Source organism: Streptomyces sp. NPDC031064, from assembly GCF_055570965.1.
Genome location: NZ_JBVIGF010000005.1, coordinates 24,618 through 39,898, shown reverse-complemented (window position 1 = coordinate 39,898; position 15,281 = coordinate 24,618). Strand labels below are relative to the sequence as shown.

At 70.6% G+C, this 15,281-nt stretch carries 12 protein-coding genes; 5 read left to right on the top strand and 7 right to left on the bottom strand.

Annotated elements, in window-relative coordinates:
• Nucleotides 1–6: 6 nt before the first annotated feature.
• Nucleotides 7–1,494, bottom strand: coding sequence for an LCP family protein (locus tag ACZ46W_RS18985; RefSeq protein ID WP_468338883.1), 1,488 nt, complete (start codon nt 1,492–1,494; stop codon nt 7–9).
• Between the two features lie 123 nt (nt 1,495–1,617).
• On the opposite strand from ACZ46W_RS18985, the gene ACZ46W_RS18980 reads away from it, so the two are divergent.
• On the top strand, nt 1,618–2,643 hold the full coding sequence (locus ACZ46W_RS18980; RefSeq protein ID WP_468338881.1) for a glycosyltransferase family 2 protein: 1,026 nt from the start codon (nt 1,618–1,620) through the stop codon (nt 2,641–2,643).
• Between the two features lie 110 nt (nt 2,644–2,753).
• Here the strand turns inward: ACZ46W_RS18980 and ACZ46W_RS18975 are convergent, their stop codons facing one another.
• Nucleotides 2,754–3,710 (bottom strand): hypothetical protein, encoded by a 957-nt coding sequence (locus ACZ46W_RS18975; RefSeq protein ID WP_468338879.1) that lies wholly within the window; start codon nt 3,708–3,710, stop codon nt 2,754–2,756.
• Nucleotides 3,711–3,725: 15 nt separating this feature from the next.
• A complete protein-coding gene (locus ACZ46W_RS18970) occupies nt 3,726–4,127 on the bottom strand; it encodes a hypothetical protein (RefSeq protein WP_468338877.1) in 402 nt (133 codons plus the stop codon).
• Nucleotides 4,128–4,418: 291 nt separating this feature from the next.
• On the opposite strand from ACZ46W_RS18970, the gene ACZ46W_RS18965 reads away from it, so the two are divergent.
• From ACZ46W_RS18965 to ACZ46W_RS18955, 3 genes are read left to right on the top strand one after another with little or no spacing between them, the layout of a single operon-like run.
• The gene (locus ACZ46W_RS18965; RefSeq protein WP_468338875.1) at nt 4,419–5,735 is read left to right on the top strand and encodes a peptidoglycan-binding protein; all 1,317 of its coding nucleotides are present in this window, start codon (nt 4,419–4,421) and stop codon (nt 5,733–5,735) included.
• A complete protein-coding gene (locus ACZ46W_RS18960) occupies nt 5,732–6,439 on the top strand; it encodes an ABC transporter ATP-binding protein (protein ID WP_468338873.1) in 708 nt (235 codons plus the stop codon). Before ACZ46W_RS18965 ends, ACZ46W_RS18960 begins: the two co-directional genes overlap by 4 nt.
• Nucleotides 6,436–7,683 carry an ABC transporter permease gene (locus ACZ46W_RS18955; RefSeq protein WP_468338871.1) on the top strand — a complete coding sequence of 416 codons (1,248 nt, stop codon included), beginning with the start codon at nt 6,436–6,438 and terminating at the stop codon, nt 7,681–7,683. The genes ACZ46W_RS18960 and ACZ46W_RS18955 overlap by 4 nt, the downstream gene beginning before the upstream one ends.
• Nucleotides 7,684–7,765: 82 nt before the next feature.
• Here ACZ46W_RS18955 and ACZ46W_RS18950 read toward each other — a convergent pair whose 3' ends face one another.
• The 4 genes from ACZ46W_RS18950 to ACZ46W_RS18935 form a co-directional block, all read right to left on the bottom strand.
• Nucleotides 7,766–9,457, bottom strand: a complete 1,692-nt coding sequence (locus ACZ46W_RS18950; RefSeq protein WP_468338869.1) for an LCP family protein — start codon at nt 9,455–9,457, stop codon at nt 7,766–7,768.
• A gap of 65 nt (nt 9,458–9,522) precedes the next feature.
• Nucleotides 9,523–11,214, bottom strand: a complete 1,692-nt coding sequence (locus ACZ46W_RS18945) for an LCP family protein (protein ID WP_468338867.1) — start codon at nt 11,212–11,214, stop codon at nt 9,523–9,525.
• A gap of 239 nt (nt 11,215–11,453) precedes the next feature.
• A complete protein-coding gene (locus ACZ46W_RS18940; RefSeq protein ID WP_468338865.1) occupies nt 11,454–12,839 on the bottom strand; it encodes an LCP family protein in 1,386 nt (461 codons plus the stop codon).
• Nucleotides 12,840–12,966: 127 nt separating this feature from the next.
• Entirely contained in the window at nt 12,967–13,719 is a 753-nt protein-coding gene (locus tag ACZ46W_RS18935) for a TIGR03089 family protein (protein ID WP_468338863.1), read from the bottom strand.
• 127 nt (nt 13,720–13,846) lie between these two features.
• Between ACZ46W_RS18935 and ACZ46W_RS18930 the strand changes: the two genes are divergently transcribed.
• Nucleotides 13,847–15,265: a peptidoglycan recognition protein family protein gene (locus ACZ46W_RS18930; protein ID WP_468338861.1), complete on the top strand. Its 1,419-nt coding sequence runs from the start codon at nt 13,847–13,849 to the stop codon at nt 15,263–15,265.
• Nucleotides 15,266–15,281: the final 16 nt, after the last annotated feature.

The window sequence follows — 15,281 nt, the reverse complement described above, 5'->3', positions numbered from 1 at the left end:
GCGGGGTCAGGCGCAGATCACCTGGTCCCCGGTGACCACGCCGAACTCGCCCTGGAAGGCGTCCTCCGCCCGGACCGGGAGGACGCCGGCGAAGTTCGCGCCGGCCGTGACCTTGAAGGTCGCGCCCTGGCCTTCCACCGGGCGCAGCTCGCAGCCCGGCAGCGCCGTGGCGAGGGAGCGGGCCGAGCGGTCCCAGCGGGGGTCGAACCAGACGATCGTGCGGCGCACGTCACGCCGCGCCCAGTTCAGGGCCGTCGCGCTCGTCTTGAAGCCGGTCGCCCGCAGCGCCGCGTCGATGCGGGCGCCCAGGCCGTGCACCCGGGTGCCGTTGTAGACCTGCACCCGGATCTGCTGGGGCGAGACCTCGACGAGCTTCTTGCGGACCGTGCTGCGGGTGGCGTAGGGGGCGAGCGGCTTGTCCGCGCGTACCGCGTCGAACAGCTTCTTGGCCTTCACCGGGTCCCACTTCACCGTCGAGCCGATGCCCTTCACCGGGAAGCTGGTGTTGGCGACGGGTACGGAGGTGAATTCGGACGACGCCGCCGTGAAGCCGCGCATCGCCTTCGCGAGGGCCAGCATCTGCTGCGCGCCGAAGCCCTCGTCGGCCCGCACGGAGCTCAGCATGGAGGTGACGACCTGCTGGAACCGCACCGGGTTCAGCATGGTGCCGTTGCTGGTGGCCTGGTCGATCAGCGCGGCGACGAACCGCTGCTGCCGCTGCATGCGGCCCAGGTCGGACGCCCCGTCGACATGGCGGGAGCGCACGTACTGGAGGGCGGCCCCGCCGTCCAGCTTGTGCGTGCCGGCCGGCAGGTCCAGCCCGGTGTACGCGTCCTTCATCGGCTTGGCGGTGCAGATCTCCACCCCGCCGATGGCGTCGACGGTCCGCATGAAGCTCGTGAAGTCCAGCTCCAGGTAGTGGTCGATCTTCACGCCGGTCATGTGCTCGACGGTCCGTACGGTGAGGTTCGGCCCGCCCTCGGCGTACGCGGCGTTCAGCTTCACCGGGTGCTGGTGGTGGTACTTGCCGGTGGTGGCGTCCGTGTGGGGCGGGATCTCGGCGTACGAGTCGCGGGGCAGCGACACCATGCTGGCCCGCTTACGGTCGGCGGAGATGTGCACCAGCATGATCGTGTCGGTGCAGCGGCAGGGCGCGCCGCCGAGCCGGTACTTCTCCTTCTCCCGGGGCGTGATCTTGTCGCGGCCGTCGGTGCCGACGAGCAGGATGTTCGTGCCGTGGCCCGGCGCGGGGCGGTTCTTCATGTCCTTGAACGGGTCGACCCGGCTGATCTCCGTGTCCAGGCTCGTGACGATCGCGTGCCCGATCCCGCCCGCCGCCAGGACCAGCACCGACAGGGTGGTCGCCAGCCGCATCCGCCACCGGGGCCGCCCGCGGTCTCCTCGCCGCTCGGCCGGTGCCGGCGCCGGGGCCCGTCTCGGCCGCCCGGGGGCGGGCGGCCGGGGCGCGGCGGGGCGGCGGGGCGGCGTGGGCACGAAGGACACCTCCGCGGGCAGTTTGGGGAATAGTCGGCACAGTAGGCCCATACGATCAGCGCCCGTCCGCGCCACCCGGGCGGCGCGCACCAGCGTCCCCCATTCGCGGTAACGTGACAGGCGATGAACGCCAAGCCCTCCCCTCCGCCCCCCGTCTCCGTGATCATGCCGGTCCTCAATGAGGAGCGGCATCTGCGCGCCTCGGTCCGTCACATCCTCGAGCAGGAGTACGACGGCGAGATGGAGGTGGTGATCGCGCTGGGCCCGTCCACGGACCGTACGGACGAGATCGCCGCCGAGCTCGTGCGGGAGGACCCGCGCGTCCACACGGTGCCCAACCCCACCGGGCGCACCCCCGCCGCCCTCAACGCCGCGATCAAGGCGTCGCGTCACCCGATCGTGGTCCGGGTCGACGGGCACGGCATGCTGTCGCCGAACTACATCGCGACCGCCGTCCGTCTCCTGGAGGAGACCGGCGCGCAGAACGTCGGCGGCATCATGCACGCCGAGGGCGAGAACGACTGGGAGCACGCGGTCGCCGCCGCGATGACCTCCAAGATCGGTGTCGGCAACGCGGCGTTCCACACCGGCGGTGAGGCGGGCCCGGCCGAGACCGTCTACCTGGGTGTGTTCCGCCGCGAGGCGCTGGAGCAGCAGGGCGGGTACAACGAGGAGTTCATCCGTGCCCAGGACTGGGAGCTGAACTTCCGCATCCGCGAGGCGGGCGGCCTGATCTGGTTCTCGCCGGAGCTGAGGGTCCAGTACCGCCCGCGGCCGAGCGTGCGGGCGCTGGCGAAGCAGTACAAGGACTACGGCCGCTGGCGGCACGTCGTCGCCCGCTACCACCAGGGCTCGATCAACCTCCGCTACCTCGCCCCGCCGACCGCCGTCTGCGCCATCGCGGCGGGCCTCGTGGTGGGCGCGACGCTCACCCCGCTCGGCTTCGTGGTCCCCGGCGGCTACCTGGCCGCGATCGTCGCCGGCTCGGTCCCGGCCGGCAAGGGCCTGCCGCTGAAGGCGCGCCTCCAGATCCCGGTCGCGCTGGCGACGATGCACATGTCGTGGGGGTACGGATTCCTCACGAGCCCCCGCTCCCTGGCCCGCAAGGTGATCGCCAGCCGCCGCCCGGCGGTGCTCACGACGGGCTGAGAGCACCGATACCCGCACCGCGGGGGCCGATGGGAGGTCCCTTGCGGTGCGGGTGTCCGTTCCCGTACGTGGGCGGAGCGGTGGTCCTCAGACGGTGGAAGAGGCCTTGCTCATCGGCTCGTCGAGGCCGACGCGGCCCTGAGGATCGCGTCCTTGCGCTGCTTGAGCGTGTCCAGCATCTGCTGATTGCTCTCGATCGCCCGCTTCTGGTAGGCGACTTCGACCGCGTACCACGTGCCGATGACGTTGTGCTTCTCCTTGCACTCCACGTCCGCCTCGGCGACGCGGATCTCCGCGGGCGTGGGCGTGGTGGACTTGGCGAAGCGTTCGTCCTCGACCGGCGCCATGGGGCCGTTGTAGTTGTAGCCCTTCGCCTTCATGCAGCCCGACCAGTCCGCGAACGCCTTCCGCACCCGCTTGTCCTTCTGGGACTCCTGGTAGGCGAAGAGCGCGAGGTGTGAGGCGAACTCTTCCTTGTCCGGGTGGACCTTGGGGCCCTTCGAGGCGAGCTCGCGAAGCGCCTGACCCCAGCAGCCGCCCTTGGGGATGGCCTTGCCGTTGGCGGCCTTGGCGGTCTTCTGGCCCGAGTCGTCCTGGGGGCCGAACAGGGCCAGCGACTCGGCGGGCGTGTAGTGCTCCTCGGGTCGCTTGCCCCGCAGGGAGGGGTCGGTGTTGTACCCGAAGCGGGACGCCGACGCCATGTCGGACACCCCGTAGCGGTTGGCGTCCCGCAGGGCCTTGTCGCCCTGGTAGAGGGGACGCGGCTCCAGGTCGAAGCCGAAGCCTCGCATGCACTGGGCGGCGATGCGGTCCTCGCCCTGGCGCCGGACGCGCTCTTCCGCGTCCGTCCAGGTGTACGCCTCCAGAGGCAGCTCCAGGTTGCGGGAGCCGCGCATCTGCGGGACGGACTCGATCTCGGGCGGATTCTTGTAGTCCACGGGAGGTGCTTCGCTCGCCCGGGTTCCTTCTGCCTGGTCCTCCGTGCCGGAGGACGAGCAGCCGACGAGCCCGACGGTGGCGCTGATCAGCGCCACCGCGAGCAGTCGGCCAGTAGAGGTGCCTCGCACTGGCTGGTCCGCTGTTTAGTAGGGCTCGTAGGCGGAGGCGTTGTTGTTCTGCAGCCACCCCGGCGTGTTGCGGCGGACGTTGTCGCAGGTGTGGTTGTGGCGCTCGCCCTTGTAGTCCGAGTTGAAGAAGATGGCGAACGGGTAACGCGTACCGAAGCATCTGGCCGACGAGGCGTTGTTGCCGGCGATCTGGCCCTGACCCGCACCGGATGACATGAACCTGTCATCATGGTGGGTGGGGTTCTCGTCGTAGTGGTCCATGAAGGACGAAGCGCCGTACTGCGTCGAGTGGTAGTACATGCACAGCTCGCCGCTCTCGCAGCTACCGTCCAGGCTCCAGGCCTGGGCGGGGGCGGCGGTGGCGGCGAGCGCGCCGGCGGTCAGGGCGGCGGCAACAAGCGCATTGCGTACGCGCATTGAAGGTTTCCTCCGTTGAGTGAAGAACGGGCTCGTGCCCGGCGGCAGCATGGCACAAAGGTTCGAGCGAGCGGCCGACGGCGCAACGATCTTGGCTTAAAATAATCTTACTGGCCAGAACGTACAGTTCCGCAACAGGCCTTGCACACAATCTTCTTGACAGAGTGTGACCAATAGCGATCACCTGCGGGCGATTCGGGCGTTGCTCCGCCGGGACGTACCGGAGGCGAGGGAGGGGACCACGTGTCCAGAACAGGGGAGCACTCGGGGCTCTCCCGTAAGAAGCGTGCCTTGGCCGTTCTTGCGGCGAGCGCGTGCGTGGTGGCCGGAGCGGCTCTCTGGACGTCCACCATGGTGAAGTCGCCGGCCCAGGCCGCAGCGGAAGCGGGGCCGCCGTCTCCCGATGTGCTGACGGCTCCGGTGGAGCGCCGGGTGCTCTCCGACACCGTGGTGACGCGCGCCACCGTGTCCGCGTCCCAGACCCTCGACATAGCCCCGGCGGGTGCCGCCACGGAAGGTGGCGGCAATCCCGTCGTCACCAAGCTGATGGTCCGGTCGGGCGACACCTTCCCGGCCGGACGCACCCTGCTGGAGGTCTCCGGGCGGCCGGTCTTCGCCCTGCGCGGCTCCCTGCCGGTCTACCGGGACCTGAAGCCGGGCTCCCACGGCGACGACGTGCGTCAGTTGCAGAGCGCGCTGCGCGACCTCGGCCACGACACCGGTGCGGACACGTCCGGGCGTTACGGGCCCGGCACCAAGCGGGCGGTCGCGGCGCTGTACGACTCCCTCGGCTACGAACCGGTGGAGGCGGGCGGCGACAAGGCGGAAGGGGACCCGGCCGACGCGGCGCGCGACCAAGTGAAGTCGGCGCGGCGGGCGTTGGAGTCCCTGGAGTCCAAGAAGGGCGCCACGCCGGAGGAACTGCGGTACGCCCGCGAGGACCTCGCCGAGGCCCAGGAGGCGCTGACGAACGCCGAGGCGGTCGCGGGCCCCATGGTTCCGGCGAGCGAGGTGATCTTCCTGTCGGGCTTTCCCGCCCGCGTCGACTCCCTCACCGCCAAGGTCGGAGGCCCCGTCGGCGAGAAGCTGATGACGGTCTCGGCGGGCCGACTGGTCGTCAGGGGCTCCGTCGGCGCCCACGAGAAGGGCTTGCTCCGGGCGGGGCAGAAGGTCAAGGTGCTGTCGGAGGTGTCCGGCGACGAGGTGACCGGGACCGTCGCCTCCGTGGCGGACAGCCTGACGGTCCCCTCCCAGGACGGGGAGGACGCGGCCGTCGCCGAGCAGGGCGGCTACGCCGTGGTGATCAACCCCGACAAGGCACTTCCGGCGCGGCTGGCCGGCCAGGACGTGCGCATCACCATCGAGGCCGCCACCTCCAAGGGCGAGGTGCTCGTCGTGCCGGTCTCGGCGGTGTCGGCCGGGGCCGATTCCCGTACGACCGTGACGGTGCTGACCGCCGGTGGCGACCGGCGCCGGGTGGAGGTGCGGCCGGGCACGTCAGGTGACGGTTACACCGAAGTGGCGCCCATCGGCGGCGGCCGGCTCGCCGAGGGAGAACTGGTCGTCGTGGGCGTCAACGCCGCCTCCGGCAGCGGTGCCGCTCGGTGACCGGTCCCGTCATCGAGTTCCGCGGTGTGGGCCTGACGTATCCCGGCCCGCCCCCGGTCCAGGCGCTGCACCCCTGCGAACTCTCCATCGGGCAGGGCGAATACGTGACCGTCGTGGGCCCGTCCGGGTCCGGCAAGTCGACCTTCCTCAACATCGCCGGACTCCTCGACGTGCCCACCGCCGGAACGTACCTGCTCGACGGCATCGACACCGGGGCCCTGTCGGACGCCGACCGGGCCGGCCTGCGCGGCAGGCGCATCGGCTTCGTCTTCCAGAGCTTCCACCTGCTGCCGCACCGTTCCGCCACGGAGAACGTCCTGCTGGCCATGGTCTACAACGGTGTGGCCCGCTCCGACCGCGGGCCGCGCGCCCGTGAGGCCCTGCTCCGGGTCGGCCTCGGGCACCGTCTCGACACGCTGCCCACCCGGCTGTCGGGCGGTGAGCGCCAGCGGGTCGCCATCGCCAGAGCCCTGGTGTCCCGCCCGTCGCTGCTGCTCTGCGACGAACCGACGGGCAACCTGGACACCGCCACGGCCGCCTCCGTCCTGGAGCTGCTCGACCAGCTCCACCGGGACGGAATGACCATCCTCGTGATCACCCACGACCCCGAAGTGGCCGCGCGCGGTCAGCGCACCATCGCCATCAGGGACGGCGTCCTCACCGAACAAGGCGTCTTCACGGAAAGGGCGGACACACCCGCATGAGACTTCTGCGGCGACGCCGTCCGGACGGCGTCGAACGCGCGCGCCTCAGCGTCCGCGACCTGCTGTCGGAGGCCGTGGCGGGCATGCTGCAACGCCCCGCCCGCTCCCTGCTCACCGCGCTCGGCACGGTACTGGGCGTCGGCGCCTTCGTGGCCGTACTCGGGCTGACCGCCACCACGTCCTCCCAGATCGACTCGCGGTTCAACGAGCTCACGGCGACCGAGGTGACCGTCGAGGACACCGGTGGGGAGCAACCCGAGTTCGTCGCCAACGCCTTTCCGGCGGACGCCGACGCCCGCATCCGCCGGCTCAACGGCGCCAAGGAGGCGGGGGTCTACTGGCCCGTCCGGCTGGGCCGCGACGAACTGGTCAGCGCCGCCCCGGCCGGCGCCAACGGCAGGGGCGAACGCGTACAGGTGATCGCCGCCTCGCCCGGCGTGCTGGCAGCGGCCGGCCCGCACCTCGAACAGGGGCGCACCTTCGACGCGTACCACGACGAGCGTGCCGAGCAGGTCGCGGTGATCGGCTCGGGCATGGCCTCCCAGCTCGGCATCACGACGCTCGACACCTTCCCCGCCGTCTTCGTGGGGGACCACGCCTTCACCGTCATCGGCATCGTGGGCGACGTCGACCGCAAGGCGGACCTGCTGATGTCGGTCGTGGTGCCGCGTACGACGGCCGAGCGCATCTGGGGCGGCCCGCAGAGCGGTGAGCGGGCGAAGATGCTCATCTCCACCGAACTCGGCGCGGCACAGCAGATCGCGAGCGAGGCCGCTCTCGCCCTCGACCCGGCGCATCCGGACCGGTTCAAGGCAGTGCCGCCGCCCGACCCCAAGACGCTGCGTGGCAACGTGACGTCCGACCTCAACCAACTGTTCCTGCTGCTGGCCGGGATATGCCTGGTCATCGGCGCCGTCGGCATCGCGAACACCACTCTCGTCGCGGTCCTGGAAAGGACCGGCGAGATCGGGCTGCGGCGGGCGCTCGGCGCGCGCGGCCGCCACATCACCCTGCAGTTCCTCGGCGAGTCGGGAGCGCTCGGCACACTCGGCGGCCTCGTCGGGACGAGCCTTGGCACCGTGACGGTGGTGGCGATGGCGGTCGCTCGCGACTGGACGCCCGTCATCCACCCGGCAACCGTCGTGGCGGCCCCGCTGATCGGCCTGGTCACGGGCGTGCTGGCAGGGCTCTACCCGGCGTGGCGGGCCAGCCGCATCCAGCCCGCCGAGGCGCTTCGCCGCTGACTGCGGCCCCCACCCGCGTACGAACGGAGCCCCGGCACACCGCCGGGGCTCCGTTCATGTCCACTGCCGGGGCACGGGCCCGTCACCAGGTGAAGTTGGGGTCCACCGTCATGCAGCCGGACTGGTCGGCCCTGCTGGTGTTGGACCCGGGGGCCTTCCCGGTGGCCTTGGGCTTCGGGAAGGTGTCGCCCTCGCGCCAGTCGGCCCCCACGATGAGCGTGATGCCCTGGACCTTGTCCGACTTCTGCACCGAACCGAGCGGGATGCCCAGCGACTTGGCGACCGCCTGGGCATCCGCCTCCAGGTCCGCGCCCGGGAACCGGACGACCGTCTTGGCCTGGCGCGGGGTGAGGGTGTCGGCCTTGGCCAGCGTGTACCCCTTCTCGACCAGCAGCCCGGCCACCGTGGTCGCCCGCCCCTGGGCCGAGCCCAACTGGTCGGTGTAGGTGCCGTTCTGCACGGTCACCTTGGTCTCGGCGGGCGGGGCCGCCGTGTCCTTCGTCGCGGTGGGAGTGGCGCGCTTGGACGGCTTGCCGTCGAGCGGGATGTCCTCGCGGATCATCCGGAACAGCTCCTCGGCCTCACCCGGCGTCGGCTCGACCTTGCCGGGCTTACGGGTCGAGTAGAAGTTGGGCATCGTCGTCATGGTGATGCGCCCGGTCGGCACGCTCTTGAGCTGCTCACCCAGGTCGTAGAGCTTGCCGATGGTGTCGAGCCCGGTGTCCACGGTGAGCGCCTCGATGGCCGCCTCGGCGAGCTTGCGGAGCTTGTTGGGGTCGGTGAGCTTGGCGTTCTTGCGCAGCTCGCGGACCATCGAGTTCATGTACATGTGCTGCGCCTTGGCGCGCTCCAGGTCGGTGCCGTCCCCGAAGCCGTAACGCGTCCGCAGCCATTGCAGCGCCTGCTCGCCCTTGATGGGGTGGGTGCCCTTGGCCAGCTTCAGGCCGGAGCCCTTGCCGTCCCTGGTGCGGGACTCGATGTTCTTGTCGACGCAGACGGGTACGCCGCCGATCGCGTCGGCCATGGACACCACACCCGCGAAGTCGATCATCATGAAGTGGTCGATGGGGATACCGGTGAGCTCGACCCAGGTGGCCACCGTGCAGCCCGGACCGCCGCGGTTGAGCGACTCGTTGGTCTGCGCGAACAGGCTCTCGCGGTAGACCTTCCCCGTCTCCTTGTCCTCGCACTCCGGGATCTTCAGCATGGTGTCGCGGGGCATGCTGACCACGGAGATGTTGCTGCGGTCGGCGGAGAGGTGCACCAGCATCTGTACGTCGGCGAGCGGAGGGCCGTCGAAGGTCTCCTTGGCGCCGCCGAGGTCCTGGTTCGCCTTGGAGTTCCGGGCGTCCGAGCCGATGAGGAGGATGTTCAGCGGCGTCTGCCCGGCGGCGTTCGCCCTGTGCTCGGGCATCTTGTTCTTGCCGAGCGTGAGGTCGTCTTTCTTGATCTTGTTGTTGAGGTGCTCGTAATAGAGGTATCCGGCGCCGGCCGTACCCAGTATCAGCAGCGACAACACCGAGGCGCTCCAGCGCAGTACGCGCCGCTTGCCCCTCTTGGTGCGGCCGGCCCGGGCGCCCGCGCCGGCACCGCGCTCGCGGGCGCGGCCACGCGGCCGGGAGTGACGGCCCGAGGCCGTGTCCGACGCCGCCTCCGGGGCCGGTTGCCCCTCGGCCCGGCCCGGGCCGGCGTCCCCCTGATCCTCGTACCGGGTGTCGTCCCAACCCCCGTCACGGGCGTGCGGAACGCGCTGCCGCGTTCCCTCCCCACGCACGCTTCCCTGTCCCACCCAGTTCCCCTCAATCAACTGTCGGTGATGCACCCCCCCATGAACTCAGGTCACTGGGCGCACACCTTCTTGTCGGCCTCGACCTTGTCCAGGTCCGCCGGTGGCTTCTTCGGCCCGGTGATGGGCACCCCGGCCCCCTTGAAGTCGGCGCCGAGCGTGAGCACCATCGGCACCTGCTCCCCGGCGTCCACCGTCCCGGGCTTGAGACCGGACGCGGGCAGCCCCAGCATGTCGGCGAGCGCGCGGGCCTGGTCGGCCTGGTTCGGCGCGTATTCGAGGGTCGTCTTCGCGAGCTTCTTCGGAGCGTTGCTCTTGTTCGACGCCTTCAGTACGCCCTTGTCGTTCTGAAGCCACAAGAGTGTCGCCTGTGCGGCACCGACGGTGTCGCTGCCGTTGTAGACGTCGACGCGCACCTCGGAGGGCTCGGCCCTGGTGCCCTTGAGGAGCGCGTCCTGCTTGCTCTTGGCGGCCTTCTCCTTCTGCTTCACCTCGGTGAAGGAGACGTCGTGCTGGAGCATGCTGAAAACCTGGGGGGCCTTGACGGGGTCCAGGACGACGGTCGCCTTGATCTCCTCGTTGGGGTTGTCTATCACCGGGATCGTCGTGAAGGTGATGTTCTTGAGATTGATCCCGCCGATCTCCTCGGCGAGGGCGGTGAGTTTCGGGATGTCGCCTATTCCCTTGTCCACCGTGAGAGCCTTGGTCGCCGCGTCCGCGAGGTCGAGCATCCGCTTGGGGTTGCCCAGGGTGTCGTCCTTCATCTTGCGGATCATCGAGGCGACGAACTGCTGCTGCATCTTGATGCGGTCCAGGTCGCTCTCGTTCCCGAGACCGTGCCGGTTCCTGAGGAAGGCGAGCGCCTGCTCGCCTTCGAGTTCGTGCGTCCCCGCGGGCAGGTCGAGTTGGGAGTAGCCCTTGTCCTTGATCGGCTTGGTGAGGCAGACCTCCACACCGCCGATCGCGGTGGTCAGCGTCTTCACCGCGTTGAAGTCGGCCATCATGAAGTGGTCGATCGGGACGCCGGTGATCTGCTTGACCGTGCGCATGGTGCAGCCCGGGTCGCGGCCGTTCACGCCGAAGCTTTCGTTGAACTTCGTGTACGGCGTGCCGGGAATGACCTTGGTCGAGCCGTCCGGCTGCTTCGTGGGGCAGTCCGGGATGTCCGTCTTCAGATCTCTCGGAATGCTGATGGCGGTGGCGTTGGTGCGGTCCTCCGACACATGGAAGAGGAACGTCGTGTCGGCGTGACCGGTCGAGTTCTGCCGGTCCCCGTAGCCCTCGTTGCCCTTGCCGGTGCGTTTGTCGGAGCCGATGAGGAGGATGTTGATCGGACCGTCCTTGAGAGCGCCGCCATTGGCCGCGTCACCCACGTCGACGGTGTTGATATTGCCGTTGAGACGGTCGTAGATCACATAGGCGCTGATGGAGGCGCCCACGACGACGACGCCCATGACGCCGGCGGTCCACAGGAGCGCCTTCTTCTTGCGCGACTTCTTCTGCTTGCGCTTGCGGCGTCCGGCGGCCGGGGCGCTGGCGCCGCGACGGCTGCGCTGCCCGGGGACGGAGCGGGGAGTGGCTGTCGTACGCGATTCGGAGGCAGAGGCACTGCGCGGCCGGCCGACCTTGGACTGCTGCTGTGTGGATTCCTGCAGTCGCAGTTCGTAGTTGCCTGTGTCCGGGTTGAGCACCCACTGGTCTGCGGGGTCGATGTTGTCCACCCGCCCACGGCCTTGCGCATCCACGGTTGCTTGAGTCCTCCGTCGGTGCCACTCGAGGCGTTCCCTCCCCGGGAGGGAGACGCTCGGTTCGGGGATCCGGTTGTGCGACCTCATGGCCGGGGACCACCGGATCGCGTCACACTATCCGCCCAGTTCAGCGTGGTGCGACGTCCGTGACAAATTCCACGGGCCTTACAAGGGGAAAATGGGTGCAATCCGCCTGGCCGGTTGCCCGTTCCTTGGGCAGGGCTTTACTCGCCGCGCTATCGGCAGGTGCGGACGGCGGCATTCGTGCCCGCGAAAGTCGGCGTCGAGGAAGGGCTTGTGCCCCTCTTGCGCCTGCTCGACTCCCCGCTGCCGGTCTCGTTCTGCCCGTCGCCGGGAACGACGACGACGGGTTCGTCGTCCCGCAGGCGCTTGAACAGGCTGTTCGCACGGGGCTGTACGAGTTCGTCCCGGTTCGGGTTGTCGCGGTAGGGGCGCCGGGGAATGGTAAGGAACTGCACCTTTTCGGTCGGTACGCTGCGCATCGCGCGCGACAAGTCGTACAGGTCTTTCAACGAGTCCAGCCCCGGGTCGGTCGTGACGGACTTGGTGGCCGCGTCGAGCACCGGATAGAGCCGCGTCGGGTTGAGCAGCACCCCGTTGCTCTGCACCTTGTTGACCAGCGCGCCGAGGAACTGCTGCTGGCGGTCCATGCGTTCGGTGTCGCTGCCGTTGCCCAGCGACTTGCGGGCCCGTACGTAACCGAGGGCCTGCTCGCCGTTGAGCGTCCGGGCGCCGGCCTTCAGGTTCACCCGTGCGTCCGGGTCGTCGATGGCCTCCCGCACGCACACGCGTACACCGCCGACCGCGTCCACCATGTCCTTGAAGCCCCGGAAGTCGATCACCACGTGGTGGTCGACGCGGATGCCGGTCAGCTTCTCCAGCGTACGGACCGTGCAGGCGGTACCGCCGCGCTCGAACGCCCAGTTGAACTGGGCGAACTGCGGGGTGGTGCGGGAGCCGTCCCGCTTGCGGCAGCTCGGGATCCACACCATGAGGTCGCGCGGCACGGACACCGCCGTCGCGCTCCGCCCGTGGGCGGCCAGGTGCAGCAGGATCGTGGTGTCGGAGCGCTGGGTGCCCTTGTCCCGGCCGTACTGGGCGTTGCCGCTGCCGGCACGGGTGTCCGAGCCGATCAGCAGGATGTTCCGCGCGCCGCGCACCAGGGCGCTGGGGCGCTCCCTCTCGTACCGCTCCAGCTCCTCGGCGGCGGAGAGGTCGGTGGTGATGTTCTCGTCGAGCTTCTTGTACAGCCACCATCCGACTCCGGCCGCCGCGAGTACGACCACGGCGCCCACGAAGGCGATGGCCCGCAGACCGCGGGGCCGGAACCGGGTGCGCCGGGGGGTGGCGGGCCCGGCTGGCACGGCCACCGGCCGGGGGGCCGGCTCGGCCGGGTGCGCCGCGGGCCGCTGCCGGCGCTTCTTGCCGCCCTTGCCGCTGCTCCGGCCGGCGCCCTTGCCGCCGCCCGTGCCGCCGCCCGTGGGCGTGCGGCCCTTGCCGGCCGCCCCTCGGTCCGACGGGGCGTCACCGGCTGGGGTGCCCGGACCGGACGCCCCTGCTGGGGGATCCGGCTCCGGGGGCGTACCAGCGCTGTCCGTCACGTCGTCCGTCCGTCCTTTCACACGAGGGGCCTGCACACGGGTGTGTGCCGATCATCCATCGCGGACGGCCCCGAACCCCGGGGGACTCGGCACGCCGTGCGCCGGACGGGTGGACTTCCGTCGCCCGTCACACCACGGTGCTGGTGATCCGCTCGCTCTCGACGCGCTTCGCGAGCCCTTCCGGTGACAGTTGGTCCAGGTTCCGGCACAGGACGACGGACGCCCCCGCCGCCAGCGGCGCGTACAGGCCCGCCGACAGCCCCTCCCACGTGTCGTACGGCAGCGCCGACAGCACCCGCGCCCCGCCGGCCAGGCCCAGTCGCGAGGCGTCCGCGCGTGCCCGGTCCACGGCCTCGGCGCCGGTCAGCTCCGTGCCGCCCACGGCCAGCGCCGGGGCGGCCGGGTCCACGGGGGCGTACGGGACGAAGACGTCGGCCATCGACGGGACCTCCACGGCGTAGTCGTCGTACCCGGCCGGCGGCGTGGGGAAGCGGCGCCCCAGCGGTGCCAGGGACAGCGCGACGCGGCCGCCCGTGCAGGCGAGGCCGTCGTCGAGCCGGTCCGGCCCGGCGACGACGTGGTCCGCGCCGGCGGGGTCGCCGTCGAGGTCGGCGACGACGCCCACCGAGGAGCAGGCGACCAGCCACACCGCGGTCTGCCAGTGCGCCGGCAGCAGCAGCGCGAGCCGGTCACCGGGCTCGGCGGACAGGGCGTCCTGGATGAGGTTGGCCGTCTTGGCCACCCAATTGGCGAAGGTGGCCACCGACAATTCGACGCGTTCACCGGTTGCGTCGTCGTAGTAGGTGATCAAGGGGCGTGCCTGGTCCGCCTTGAACGCGGATACGAGCAGGTCGGCGGGGGTACGGTCGCTGGCATTCACGCGCGCCAGGGTACGCGCGCGGGGCCGGCCGGGTGCGCCGTACCGGTGACCGGGGTCCACCGGTCGGACCGATGCACCGTCAGTTTCCCGGCAGGCGTGCCGCTTCCGGCTTGTTCAGGATCGCCTCATGCGTGCCTACCTTGCATCCTCGATCGGCGTCGCGTGCGCCGCGGCCCTCGTGCTCCCGCTCGCGCTCCCCGCGAGCGCCACCCCCGTCGCCCCCGCCCTGTCGGGCACCTCCGCCGCCCCCGCCGGTGAGGCGGCGGTCCCCGGCTCCACCCAGTCCCTGCCGCTCGTCTCCCTCCCCTCCGAGCGGGCGGCCGGCGCCGCGCAGCAGGGGCTGACCCGACGGGACGTCCGGCCGTTCTCACTGGTCGGCGTCGTCTGGGACGACCCGGAGGACGAGCTCCACGGCTCGGTCCAGGTCCGTACCCGCGCCACCGGGACCAACGCGTGGTCCGGCTGGCAGTCCGTCGAGACCCACAACCACCACCACGCCGCCGATCCCGGCACGCCCGAACGCGACTCGGGCACCGTCCGCGGCTCCACCGCCCCGCTGTGGGTCGGCGCCTCCGACGGCGTCGAGGTGCGCGTACGGGCCGAGGCCCCGCGCTCGGGCGGCACCCCCGCGACGCTGCCGCGCGGCATGCGCATCGAACTCGTCGACCCCGGTGACGAGCCCAGCAGCGAGCCCGCCCGCGAGCCCGCCAGCGAGGACACCGCCCAGGGCCCCGAGATCCCCGAGGGCAACGACACCGGCACCACCACCGGCCAGGCCCCCGCCCCGGCGCCGGTGCTGACGCCCGAGGAGTCGGCCGCCTCCGCCGTGAACGCCGAGCTGGTGCCGCTCGGCGCGACCGAGATCCCCGAACTGTCCAAGGCCGAGACGGACGCGGCCTTCGCCGACCAGTTCGGCGACGAGGCCATGGCCTCGAAGCCGTACATCGGTCCCCGCCCGCGCATCATCACCCGCAAGGGATGGGGTGCCGACGAGCGGCTGCGCGAACGCAACTTCGTCTACACCAAGTCCGTCCAGGCGGCCTTCCTGCACCACAGTGCCACCGGCAACAACTACTCCTGCAAGCAGGCCCCATCCGTTCTGCGCAGTATCTACCGCTACCACGTCAAGAGCAGCGGCTGGCGTGACTTCGGCTACAACTTCGCCGTCGACAAGTGCGGAAACATCTACGAAGGCCGTGCGGGAGGCGTGGCCAAGGCGGTGCTGGGTGCGCACACCCGGGGCTTCAACAGCAACAGCATGGGCATCGCGGTCCTCGGCACGTACAGTCAGTCCTCCCCGCCCTCCGCGGCGGTGACCGCCATCGCGCGGCTGACGGCATGGAAGCTCGGCCTGTACGGAAAGGATCCCCGGGGGAAGACCACGCTGACCTCGGGTGGTGGAAACCGGTACAAGAAGGGCGCGAAGGTCAAACTGAACGTCATCTCCGGGCACCGGGACGGCTTCTTGACCGACTGCCCGGGCTCACGGCTCTACGGCAAGCTCGGCACGGCCCGGAAAGCGTCGGCCAAGTACCAGGGCCGGTGACGACGACCGGGGCGGC

What these genes read in the sequence shown, in the direction of transcription:
- ACZ46W_RS18980 (WP_468338881.1), top strand. Translation starts at nt 1,618, where the DNA reads ATGAACGCCAAGCCCTCCCCTCCGCCCCCCGTCTCCGTGATCATGCCG.
- ACZ46W_RS18970 (WP_468338877.1), bottom strand. Translation starts at nt 4,127, where the DNA reads ATGCGCGTACGCAATGCGCTTGTTGCCGCCGCCCTGACCGCCGGCGCG.
- ACZ46W_RS18955 (WP_468338871.1), top strand. Translation starts at nt 6,436, where the DNA reads ATGAGACTTCTGCGGCGACGCCGTCCGGACGGCGTCGAACGCGCGCGC.
- ACZ46W_RS18930 (WP_468338861.1), top strand. Translation starts at nt 13,847, where the DNA reads ATGCGTGCCTACCTTGCATCCTCGATCGGCGTCGCGTGCGCCGCGGCC.